11 protein-coding genes are annotated in these 11,429 nt (G+C 63.6%); 5 read left to right on the top strand and 6 right to left on the bottom strand.

From position 1 onward, the window contains the following. Positions 1–105 precede the first annotated feature (105 nt). From CO656_RS07755 to CO656_RS07745, 3 genes are all read left to right on the top strand, one after another. A complete protein-coding gene (locus CO656_RS07755) occupies positions 106–927 on the top strand; it encodes a cyclase family protein (RefSeq protein WP_097525349.1) in 822 nt (273 codons plus the stop codon). A gap of 19 nt (positions 928–946) precedes the next feature. Next, complete coding sequence (locus CO656_RS07750) at positions 947–1,357, top strand: carboxymuconolactone decarboxylase family protein (protein ID WP_037415560.1); 411 nt, start codon at positions 947–949, stop codon at positions 1,355–1,357. 127 nt (positions 1,358–1,484) lie between these two features. Next, on the top strand, positions 1,485–4,058 hold the full coding sequence (locus CO656_RS07745; RefSeq protein ID WP_097525348.1) for a UvrD-helicase domain-containing protein: 2,574 nt from the start codon (positions 1,485–1,487) through the stop codon (positions 4,056–4,058). Positions 4,059–4,067: 9 nt separating this feature from the next. Here the strand turns inward: CO656_RS07745 and CO656_RS07740 are convergent, their stop codons facing one another. Together CO656_RS07740 and CO656_RS07735 are read right to left on the bottom strand one after the other, a co-directional pair. Beyond that, on the bottom strand, positions 4,068–4,529 hold the full coding sequence (locus tag CO656_RS07740) for a GNAT family N-acetyltransferase (RefSeq protein WP_037415551.1): 462 nt from the start codon (positions 4,527–4,529) through the stop codon (positions 4,068–4,070). 87 nt (positions 4,530–4,616) lie between these two features. Then, positions 4,617–5,309 (bottom strand): phosphoribosyltransferase family protein, encoded by a 693-nt coding sequence (locus tag CO656_RS07735; RefSeq protein WP_097525347.1) that lies wholly within the window; start codon positions 5,307–5,309, stop codon positions 4,617–4,619. A 282-nt stretch (positions 5,310–5,591) separates the two neighbouring features. Here CO656_RS07735 and CO656_RS07730 point away from each other — a divergent pair, with 282 nt between their 5' ends. Both CO656_RS07730 and CO656_RS07725 read left to right on the top strand, forming a co-directional pair. After that, on the top strand, positions 5,592–6,830 hold the full coding sequence (locus CO656_RS07730) for a GGDEF domain-containing protein (protein ID WP_179864721.1): 1,239 nt from the start codon (positions 5,592–5,594) through the stop codon (positions 6,828–6,830). A gap of 78 nt (positions 6,831–6,908) precedes the next feature. After that, entirely contained in the window at positions 6,909–7,406 is a 498-nt protein-coding gene (locus CO656_RS07725) for a CreA family protein (RefSeq protein WP_097525345.1), read from the top strand. A 67-nt stretch (positions 7,407–7,473) separates the two neighbouring features. Here the strand turns inward: CO656_RS07725 and CO656_RS07720 are convergent, their stop codons facing one another. From CO656_RS07720 to CO656_RS07705, 4 genes are all read right to left on the bottom strand, one after another. Next, positions 7,474–7,776 carry a hypothetical protein gene (locus tag CO656_RS07720; RefSeq protein ID WP_037415569.1) on the bottom strand — a complete coding sequence of 101 codons (303 nt, stop codon included), beginning with the start codon at positions 7,774–7,776 and terminating at the stop codon, positions 7,474–7,476. Positions 7,777–8,070: 294 nt separating this feature from the next. Beyond that, positions 8,071–8,445 carry a hypothetical protein gene (locus tag CO656_RS07715; RefSeq protein ID WP_097525344.1) on the bottom strand — a complete coding sequence of 125 codons (375 nt, stop codon included), beginning with the start codon at positions 8,443–8,445 and terminating at the stop codon, positions 8,071–8,073. Positions 8,446–8,691: 246 nt separating this feature from the next. After that, positions 8,692–9,156, bottom strand: coding sequence for a chemotaxis protein CheW (locus tag CO656_RS07710; protein ID WP_037415530.1), 465 nt, complete (start codon positions 9,154–9,156; stop codon positions 8,692–8,694). Between the two features lie 2 nt (positions 9,157–9,158). Then, positions 9,159–11,234, bottom strand: a complete 2,076-nt coding sequence (locus tag CO656_RS07705; protein WP_097525343.1) for a methyl-accepting chemotaxis protein — start codon at positions 11,232–11,234, stop codon at positions 9,159–9,161. Positions 11,235–11,429 lie beyond the last annotated feature (195 nt).

Raw genomic sequence — 11,429 nt, 5'->3', positions numbered from 1 at the left:
ATGGCGCCCCCGCATGCCGGCGCTCGTCGATCGCTGTTTACAGCCGCCGCGGCTCGGCTATTCTGCCTCATGAAACCGGACGTTGAAAAAGGGGGGAGAAAGCACATGTGCGATGCATGCGTGATCGAATCGGTAAAGCAGCAAATGTTGTCGCGGCGCAGCTTCTTCCGCGCCGCCGCTGTCGCATCGGCGGGCGCCGCGGCCGCCGGCATGGGGGTCGCGCCGCCGGCGCTTGCCACCGGCCATACGAGCGTCACCAACCTCACCCATGAACTCCATGAGGAGTTTCCGACCTTCTTCGGCCAGCAGCAGTTCTTCCGCGAGCAGAAGTTCAACTTTGCCGAACATACGTTCAACCTGTTCGAGCTCCGGGTGAACGAACATACCGGCACCCATGTCGATGCGCCGCTGCATTTCTCCGCCGACGGCCTCTCGGTCGCGGAACTGCCGGTCGAAAAACTCCTCGTGCCGCTCTGCATCGTCGACATTCGCGAGAGGGCGGCAGCCGACCCGGACGCGCAGGTCACACCCGAGGACATCAAGGCGTGGATCGCCGCCAATGGCGATGTTCCGGAGAATGCCTGCGTCGCCATGCTTTCCGGTTGGGCGGCCCATCTCGGCACGGAGAAGTTCCGCAACGCCGACGCCGAGGGCAAGCTGCACTTCCCCGGCTTCCATGTCGACGCAGCCAAGTTTCTGCTCCAGGAAACGAAGGCTGCCGGCATTGCCGTCGACACGCTCTCGCTCGATCACGGCATATCTCCTGACTTCGCCATCCACCGCGCCTGGCTGCCGGAGGGTCGCTGGGGGCTGGAAGCCGCCGCCAATCTCGACAAGCTACCGGCCAAGGGCGCAACGCTCGTCCTCGGCGCGCCGAAGCACCGCGGCGGCACCGGCGGGCCGGCGCGCGTTTTCGCCCTCGTTTAGAACCTCGGAAGGAAGCATCATGAGCACCGTTGCGCCGCCGTCCGACCCCGAATCGAACCTGCGCGTCAAGGCGGTTTTCGACGACATCCGCGCCACGCGGAAATCGGACTTCATCAACAATATGTGGCTGTGGCTCGCCTTCGATCCGGACCTGCTGGAACGCACCTGGGCGGAGGTCAAGGCGGTGATGGCGACGCCCTCGGCGCTCGATCCGCTGGTCAAGGAGATGCTGTACATCGCAGTTTCCGTCAGCAATGGCTGCGGCTATTGCATCCACTCGCACACCGCCGCCGCCAAGGCAAAGGGGATGAGCGAAGCCGAGCATGCCGATCTGCTGCGCGTCATTTCGCTTGCCGCCAAGACCAACCAGCTGGCGACCGCGCTGCAGGTCCCGGTCGATCCGGCCTTCGACGCCACGGCCGAACGATAGCGACATCGAAACACCAGCGCTGAAAACGCCTGTCTTTCCACAGGTTTGCAGAAATCCGACGAGACTCCGGAATAAAAGAAGAACATCCTTTCTGGCCTTTCGGTCCCGAATCACTACATTGGGCCGCATGAGCAAAGGTTTCGACGACATCCCCTTCTTCGACGAGGAGCCGGCGCCGCGCAAACCCGCCCCTGCCGCCGGCGGCATCGCGGCGCGCGCCATGGCTGCCCGCGACAAGGCGCAACGGCCGGACTATCTCTCCGGTCTCAACTCGGAACAGCGCGAAGCCGTCGAAACGCTGGAGGGCCCGGTGCTCGTGCTTGCCGGCGCCGGCACCGGCAAGACGCGCGTGCTGACCACCCGCATCGCCCATATCCTGTCGACCGGCCGCGCCTATCCCTCGCAGATCCTCGCCGTGACCTTCACCAACAAGGCGGCGCGCGAGATGAAGGAGCGCATCGGCGTGCTCGTCGGCCATGCGGTCGAAGGCATGCCCTGGCTCGGCACCTTCCACTCGATCGGTGTCAAGCTCTTGCGCCGCCATGCCGAACTCGTGGGGCTGAGATCCGATTTCACCATCCTCGACACCGACGACGTCGTGCGGCTGATCAAGCAGCTTATCCAGGCCGAAGGGCTGGACGACAAGCGTTGGCCGGCCAAGCAATTCGCCGCCATGATCGACACCTGGAAGAACAAGGGCCTCGATCCGGCGCATATCCCCGAGGGCGACGCCCGCGCCTTCGCGAACGGCAAGGGCCGCGAGCTCTACGCCGCCTACCAGAACCGCCTGGTGACGCTAAACGCCTGCGACTTCGGCGACCTGCTGCTGCACCCGATCCGCATGTTCCGCGCCAATCCGGACGTGCTCAAGGATTATCACGACAAGTTCCGCTATATCCTCGTCGACGAGTACCAGGATACCAACACGGCGCAATATATGTGGCTGCGGCTCTTGGCGCAGCGGCCGCAGAGCGGCAAGGCCGTCGTGAGAGAAACGCCTGCGGGCGAAGCCCGAGCCAGCCAAGGCTGGCCGGACGACGTTTCGTCCGCCCCCGCGGAGCGCAGCCGCGCAGGCGGCGACAGCGTGAGCGCAAACAAACAGCAGCAGATAAACATCTGCTGCGTCGGCGACGACGACCAGTCGATATACGGCTGGCGCGGCGCCGAGGTCGACAATATCCTCCGTTTTGAGAAGGACTTCCCGGGCGCCAAGGTCATCAAGCTCGAGCGCAACTACCGCTCGACCGAGCATATCCTCGGCACCGCCGCGCATCTGATCGCCCACAATGAGGGCCGGCTCGGCAAGACACTCTTCACCGAACGCAGCCACCCGGACGACGAGAAGGTGCATGTGCACGCCGCCTGGGATTCCGAAGAGGAAGCCCGCGCCGTCGGCGAGGAGATCGAACAGCTCCAGCGCCAGAAGCACAATCTGAACGACATTGCGATCCTGGTGCGCGCCTCCTTCCAGATGCGCGAGTTCGAAGACCGCTTCGTCACCCTCGGCCTCAATTATCGCGTCATCGGCGGCCCGCGCTTCTACGAGCGGCTCGAAATCCGCGACGCCATGGCATATTTCCGCCTCGTCTGCCAGCCGGCCGACGATCTCGCCTTCGAGCGCATCGTCAACACGCCGAAACGAGGCCTCGGCGACACCACCGTTCGAACCCTGCACGACTATGCCCGCGCCCGCGACATTCCGATGCTCGCCGCCGCAACCGAGATCATCGAGACCGACGAGTTGAAGCCGAAGGCGCGCAAGGCGCTGTTCGACGTCGTCACCGATTTCCGCCGCTGGCAGACCTTGCTCGAAACGACGCCGCACACGGAGCTTGCCGAACAGATCTTGGATGAGAGTGGCTATACGGCGATGTGGCAGGCGGACAAGTCGGCCGAAGCGCCGGGGCGGCTTGAAAACCTCAAGGAACTCATCCGCTCGATGGAGGCCTTCGAATCAATGCGCGGCTTCCTGGAGCATGTCGCGCTCGTCATGGATGCCGAGCAGAACGAGGACATGGATGCCGTGTCGATCATGACGCTGCACTCGGCCAAGGGCCTGGAATTCGACACCGTCTTCCTGCCGGGCTGGGAGGAAGGTCTCTTTCCGCATCAGCGGGCACTCGACGAGGGCGGCCGCGCCGGGCTCGAAGAGGAACGCCGCCTCGCCTATGTCGGGATCACCCGCGCCAAGCGCCGCTGTCACATCTGGTTCGTCTCGAACCGCCGCATTCACGGCCTCTGGCAGTCGACGATGCCGTCGCGCTTCCTCGACGAACTGCCGGTCGACCATGTCGAGGTCGCCGAGCAGGACGTCTCCTATGGCGGCTACAATCGCGGCGGCTATGGCCAATCCCGCTTCGACAAGGCCGATCCCTTCGAGAACAGCTACCAGACGCCCGGCTGGAAGCGCGCCCAGCAGCACCGCTCGGACGCCACCCGCGACAATTGGGGCAGCCGCTCCGGCCATGCCGTCGAACGCATCGGCTACGGCGAGTCAGGTCCCCGCACCCGCACCATCGAGGGCGAGCTCGTCGCCAAGTCGACGACTGCGGAACCGTCCCGCTTCAGCGTCGGCGACCGCGTCTTCCATCTGAAATTCGGCAACGGCAACATTGCCGCGGTCGAAGGCAACAAGCTGACGATCGATTTCGACCGCGCCGGACAGAAGCGCGTGCTGGAGGGGTTTGTGGAAAGAGTGTGACGCGCCCCCTCAGATCACCATCCGATACATCACGAAGCCCGACTTCTCCGCCACCTTGTCGTAGAGCCGCATCGCCTTGAGGTTGGTCTCGTGGGTCAGCCAGTAGACCCGCGAGGTGCCGGCGCGTCGCGCTGCTTCGAAGACCCCGTTGATCAGCGCCTCGCCGACCCCTCTGCCGCGGGCTGCCTCGTTGATGAAGAGGTCCTGGAGATAGCAGTTCGGCTGGATTGCCGTGGTGGTGCGGTGAAAGATGAAGTGGGTGAGCCCGACCAACCGGCCCTTGTTCTCGGCAACCAGGGCATGCATCGGTTCATAGGCATCGAAGAAGCGCGACCAGGTCATATGGGTGATGTCGGGAGCGAGTGCGGCTTCGCCCGAACGTCCGTAAAAGGCGTTGTAGCCCTCCCAGAGCAGCAGCCACTGGTCGTAGTCGCCCCGGACGACCGGGCGGATGGAAAGGTTTTCACTCATCGTCGAACCCACCGGAAAGGCCGTTGCGGGGGCGCCAGCATAACCCTTGATTTCGGCAAGGTCTATCTGGCAGCCGCATGCCGTCGATCACTGATTTTCATCCGAAGGGGCCCTTGCTGCGCTTTCTCCTTTCGCGCGCCGCATCAGCGCGATCACCTCGGCGTCGGTGGTTTGCTCGAAATCGTCGTAATAGATGCTGACCGCATGAAAGGGATGAGGCGTTGCGAGGCAGACGACCCGGTCCACTTGACGGCGAAGGCCGGCGATTGCACTCGGCGGAGCCACCGGGACGGCCACGACAAGTGCCGCAGCGCCCGCCTTCCGGAGCGCCTGGACGGCGGCCCTCACCGTGCCGCCGGTGGCAATCCCGTCGTCGACGAGGATGACCTTGCGCCTTGCCGGAGAAATGCGCGGCCGGTCGCCGAGGTAAAGTTCGCGGCGGCGCTCCAGTTCCAGGCGCTGACGCGACACCTCGGCATCGATATATTCCTGTGAGGGTTTGACCAGGCGCATGACCTCGGCGTTGAGCACCAGTTGCGGTTCGTCGCCATCGACGAGCGCGCCGAGGCCGAACTCGGCCTGTCCGGGAGCGCCGATCTTCCGTACGATCAGCAGTTCGAGCGGAGCACCGAGGACCGTCGCCACCTCGAAGGCAACCGGCACGCCGCCGCGTGGCAGCGCCATCACCAGGGGCTCGGCAATGCCCTCGCTTGCGATGGCAGCAGCGAGCCTTCGCCCCGCGTCGATCCGGTCTGCGAAGCAAGGTCTCTCATCCGACATGGAGCACGCTCCGGAGCATCGTCTGACAGGTTGAACCGATGCATATCATGAGAGGTATCGGCCCCTTAGGTTGGATGAATCGTCCGAGAACCGTGTGCTCCCGTATCCGACTGGATGGCGCGGGTGAAGATTCTTGTCGCAACCAGTGCGAGAAAGACCAAACGCTCAAATTGCAGCGAATTTGGCCGGCCTTCGTTAACACGGCGCCGCTACGAATTTGTTCACGCATACCGCTGCCCCGAAAGCCATCCGCTTCATTTTAGCACGACAGGCCGTTTCGAAATGAGCATTTTCCCTGCCATATCGGTCATTTCGCTTTTTGCCCTACTGCCCGCCCTTCTACGACTGCGAAGCTCCGAAAAGGCCGGCGTCCGGGAATTCGCGATCGCCTGCTCACTATCGGCGATTGCAACGGCGCTGCTGATGGCGGCGACGTCGTTCGGGTTTCCGCTCGCCGCAATGCCCGGCCATGCGGTGCTGATCTTTGCCCTTTTCGCGCTCTTTCTCGGTTTTCGCCGACTCGACGACCAATCCGCCTCAATCGGCTTCTGTGCTACGATGGCATTTGTTGCTGCGGCGGCGGGCCTTCTCGTCGATGCGGGCAGCGAGGACAGCTTCGGCGCGCGCATGATCGTTATCGCCGGCTGCGGCGCGGCTCTGCTTGTCGTCATCGGCCTCCCGGCCGTTGATGAATGGGCGAACGACAAGCCGGCTTTGCGCGCCGGCGTCCCCGGCCTTCTGACGGTCGCCTTTGCCGGGCTCGTTCACGCTGTCCGATCCGCGCCCGAGACCTCCCCTGAACTCTCGGCCTCCCCTTCATCGGTAGTCTTCGAATTCTCCCTTGCCTTTCTGCAGATATTCTTCCTCCCCACTCTTTTCGTCGCGGTTATCCTGACGATCGAGAATCGCGTCATCGTTGGTCTCAAGACGATGCTCGCACGTGACCCCCTGACGGGCGCACTGTCGCGCAGGGCGCTCATCGAAGACGGCGAGAAAACGATCGCCCATTGTCTTGCCGATCATCGTCCGGCGGCCTTCCTCCAGCTCGACCTCGACTATTTCAAGCAGATCAACGACCAATACGGTCACGCCTGCGGCGACATGGCGCTCGCCCATTTCGTCAAGACCGTGTCCGCTTTCCTCGACGGGCGCGGTATCTTCGGGCGGATTGGTGGCGAGGAATTCGGCATCGTGCTGCCGGACCATTCGGAAGAGCAGGCTGCAGCAGTCGCCGAAGCGATCTGCCGCGCCGTGCGCGACACGCCGGTTGGTCGGGCGCATCAGCGCATCCGCCTGACGGTCAGCATCGGCATCGCCGCAGCGGCAGCCGGCGACACGATCATGGACGTCATGATCCGCGCGGATCTGGCACTTTACGATTCCAAGGCCGATGGCCGTGATCGCTGCTCGATCGCCAGGCCTCGCCATATCGTTGCCAGCGCCCGGGTGCTTGCAGCCGCCGCGGCGCAGCTGCGACAGGCCGACGTCCCTCACCAGGATCATATGCGCCACAGCGCATGAGCGCAGCAGCGGCTACGCGACATCTTGCATCGCCCGCGCCGCCACCTATGTGAACGGTGCTGCTCGTTGGAGGATCCCATGTCTCGCCGCACCCGCACCCTGCTCCTCGCCGCTCTGGCATTGACCGCCACGGCCGCGCCCCCTGCTCGCGCCGAGACAGTGGGCAAAGTCGGCGTCGACTGGCTCGGCAACGATATCAAGATCGATGCCGTTCGCGATCCGAAGGTCAACGGCGTCACCTGCCACGTCACCTATTTCGATCGCAGCGTCATCGACCGCCTGAAGAACGGCAACTGGTTCGAGGATCCCTCGAACAACTCGATCGCCTGCCGCCAGACAGGTCCGATCAGCATCGGCGATATCGATCTGTCGAACGAGGGAGAGGAAGTCTTCCGGTCCGGCCTGTCGCTTATCTGGAAGGATCTGCTCGTGACCCGCATCTACGACAAGGCGAACGACACTTTGATCTATCTCGCCCATTCGCGCCAATTGACCGACGGGTCGGCCAAGATGTCGATCACCACCGTTCCGCTCTTCGGCCAGACCGTCACTTGGGAAAAGGGCCGTCCCCAATAAGCACTGCCGCCGCAATTGCGGCGGCAGTATGCAAGCTGGCCCCTTCTGGGCCCGATTGCTCAGGACATCAGGGCGTCGGCGGAAAGATGCCGCGATAGTATTGGCCCTCACCCGACTCGTATCTTTCCCTGTAGGTGGTGCCACCGATGGGCGTAACGCGCTGTCCGTCGATGCTGCCCGTGGGCATGACGTCGACGTTCGACGGCGTGGTGCTACGCGGCATCAGCACGCGCGTATTGTTCTGCGTCCCCGGAGGGTTATGCGGGTCTATGCCCTGGTAATAGCTATCCGCGAAGGCTGGTGCGGCAACACCGGCAAGCGCGGACGAGAGGACGAATGCGGCGAATGATGTTTTTAGAGAAAATCTCATGACCTTAGCTCCTATCTCCATTCAGCATCCTCGCCTCCTGACGGATGCAACATGGCAGCATACGGCCTCCTAACGAATGCTGCTGTTACCAGCATAACACCTTTCGCTGCCTTGGCTTCCTCCGCACAGTCAATGTTTCGTCACGATTGCTCCTGCAACCGTGATGGAGATGAAGCAACTTTAACTTGACGCAGTGGCGGGCCTCGATGGCGCGAGATCCTGTCCACGGCCGGAAAAGCCGCGCCGGCGCTCACCTCGCTCGGCCGGCCGGCGGGCTTGCCGGGCTCCTGTCGCTCAGGGAACAGGAGCCGGTGGGATGATACCCTGGTAGTAGTCGCCCTGACCGCCGCCCTGGTACTCGTTCTCGTAGCGCTCGCGGACTTGAGAGGGCGATCCGCCGTAGATGCCCATCGGCACCGGCTCGACATACAGGGGTGCGGGGTCGACGTAGATGCTGCCGGTCGGCGCTGGATCAACATAGACGCCGCGATCGACGTAATACGGGCTCTCCACCATCGGGACGTATACCGACCCTCTGTTCTGCGTTCCCGGCGGATGATGCGGGTCGATGCCCTGGTAGAAGCCGTTCGCAAAGGACGGTGCGGCGGCTCCGGCAAGCGCGAACGAGAGGACAAATGCGGCGAATGAAGCTCTTGGAGAAACTCTCATGGCATTGCTCCTTGTCCGTTTCAGCATCCGACTTCAACGGACGCTGCGACTAACAGTATAAGATCTCCTCACCGACGCTGCACCTTCATAACTCGGATGCCGTGCAGGTGTTCCTGCACGCGAGCGTCACTGCCTCCCGACCAGCTAGCTGCACCTTTGCCCCTCGCCGGATCTACCGACGCCCCGCCGTAACGCAAAAGGCCCGCTCTCGCGGGCCCCTGCATGTGTCTCTACGAGCATCCGGGCCTATGCGGCCTGGGCCAGCTCGTCGGCAATGACCGTATCGAGGTTGAGGAAGCACACCATCGATTTCTCGAGCGCGACGATGCCGCGGCAGAAGGCACGCTGGGCCTCCGGAATGATTTCCGGCGCCGGCTGCAGGTCTTCGCTGCGGATCGTCATCATGTCCGAAACCTGCTCGACCAGGAGGCCGACGAGCTTGCCGTTGATATCGGTGACGATGATCGCCGAGCGCTCCGAGGGCTCGGTCATCTTCATGCCGAGCCGGCATGCCATGTCGATGACGGGGATCACCGCGCCGCGCAGGTTGATGAGGCCGAGCACGTAGGGCGGCGTATGCGGCATCGGTGTCACCGGTGCCCAGCCGCGAATCTCGCGGATCGCCATGATGTCGATGCAGAATTCCTGGTCCCCGAGGTGGAAGGAGACGATTTCGAGATAGGCGCCGGACTGCTTGATTGCGTTGCTCATGATCAGAATTCTTCCCAATTGTCACCGGAGGCCGTGACGGAGGGTACGGCGGCCGATGTGTTGCCGAAAGCGCCCGCCAGCTTGCCCATCAGGGCCTTGGCGGGAGATGGAGCCGGACGGGTGGATGCCTGGGCAGCTGCCGGCTGATGGAGAGCAACGGGTTTGGCGGCCACTGCCTTGCGTGCACCGGCCTGCATGCTCGAGCCTGCCGCGCTAGTCTTGATGGACGGCGCCGCCGCCGGAGCAGCGGCCCGCATCGTCGTTTCGCTGACCTGCCCGTTGCGGAACTGGCTCAGGAGCTCGCTGAGCTTCTCGGCATCCTGGGCGAGCGTGTGGCTCGCCGCATTGGTCTGTTCGACCATCGCGGCATTCTGCTGCGTCATCTGATCGAGCTGGCCGACCGCGGTATTTATCTCGTGGAGTCCGGTCGACTGCTCGCGCGCCGCCTGTACGATGGAGCTCATGTGTTCGTTGATGCGTGCGACATTTGTACCGATGCGGCCAAGGGCATCGCCGGTCGCCTGAACCAGCTTGACGCCGGTTTCGACCTCGGTACCCGAGCGCGTGACCAGCGCCTTGATGTCCTTCGCAGCACCCGCCGCCCGTTGCGCGAGCTCGCGGACCTCCTGAGCCACGACCGCAAAGCCCTTGCCGGCGTCGCCGGCCCGCGCTGCCTCGACGCCGGCATTAAGCGCCAAGAGGTTCGTCTGGAAGGCGATCTCGTCGATGACGTTGATGATCTTGCCGATCTCGTTGGATGCGCCCTCGATCCGGGCCATGGCGGAGATCGCCTCGCCGACGATGCGACCCGATTCCTCGGCATTGACGCGCGTCTCGCCGACCATGCGGCTTGCCTCTTCGGCGCGGTCGGTCGCCGTCTTGACGGTGACCGTGATCTCTTCGAGAGCCGCCGATGTCTGCTCGAGCGATGCCGCCTGCCTTTCCGTCCGCCGCGCCAGATCGTCGGCGGCACTGCGCATCTGCCGGCCGTTGGCGTCGATCGAGATCACGTTCTCCTTCACATTGCCAAGAACATGGCTCAGCCGGTCGACCGTGTTGTTGAAGTCACGCCGGAGCGTGTCGAGTCCCTCCTCGAACGGCTCGCGGATCGATACTGCGAGATTGCCTTCGGCAAGTTGATTGAGCGCCCGGCCGAGAGCGTCCACCGCCGCCTTGATGCGGCCGACCACCTGCTCGCGCTCGGCAGCCTGGTTTTCGCGGTCCCTTTCCATCTCGTTGCGGCTTGCGGCGGCATGCTGTTCGAGCGAGCGCTTTTCCATTGCTGCGGTCCGGAACAGATCGACCGAGCGGGCCATCTCGCCGATTTCGTCGCTGCGGTCCAGGGCGGCGACGGCCGACGTCAGATCGCCGGAGTGGATGCGCTGCATGCTGTCTCGTAGCCCGAGGATACCCCGGCGAAGCGCGTTCCCGTGGAACCAGATCAACCCCAGCATGCCGGCCATGGCTAGGATGCCCACAAAGGATTGCAATAGGAGCGCGTCGCTCGAAGCGACGCGCGCTTCCTCGGTACGCGCCGTGGCAAGATGGGCCGCAGCGTCGGTGATTTCAGTCAGGAGGGCATTCATGCGTTCGCCGCCGCCGTCGATCGCATCGTCCAGGCGGCCGAATTCCTCCGCCGGCGCGCCGTCCTCCACCAGCCTCTTCAAATCTACTTCAATCGCCTGGCGGAGTGCGGCGAGGTCGGATCCGAAACCCGCGAGCTGCCCGGATTTGCCAAGCAGCCGCGCCAAGGCTTCGAGATCGGGCATCTTCGCGTCGAGCAGGGCGAGCGACTCCTTGATCTGCGTCGCCCGCTCCGGCTGGATCCTGCCCTCCTCGCGGTCGATGATCGTATCCATCGCAATGAGTACCAGTTCGATACTGGCAAACCGCATATCCTCGGCGGTTTTCATGCCTTTCTCAGCGATGATCGCCTTCTCGAGCGCGGCTTCAGAGCGACTGTTTTGGTAAAAGCCGACCCCAAGCACGCAGCCGAAACCGAGAAAGGCCGCTGCTGCGAGCGTCGCCAGCCGCTGGCTGACAGAGAGGGTGCGGGTTTCGGAAGGAGACGTGGTCATTTGACTGGCAGTCCGTGGCAATGGACCTGCCCGACGCGAGCGCGGTCCTCCGTTGCGATCGATGCGGATAGCCGGGCTCGATCAACCGGATGACCTCATGTCATGTCGAAGTGGTGGCACTCCTCCGCGTCAGCCGATAGTGTCAAAGAGACCTTAAACAATCGCTAATACACCGTTCCCACTGCCTCGAAGAAG

Origin of the sequence: Sinorhizobium sp. FG01 (assembly GCF_002531875.1) — a bacterium.
Lineage (GTDB): Bacteria > Pseudomonadota > Alphaproteobacteria > Rhizobiales > Rhizobiaceae > Sinorhizobium > Sinorhizobium fredii_C.
The sequence above is the reverse complement of the archived record's forward strand: the minus strand, read 5'-3'. Positions and strand labels throughout refer to the sequence as shown.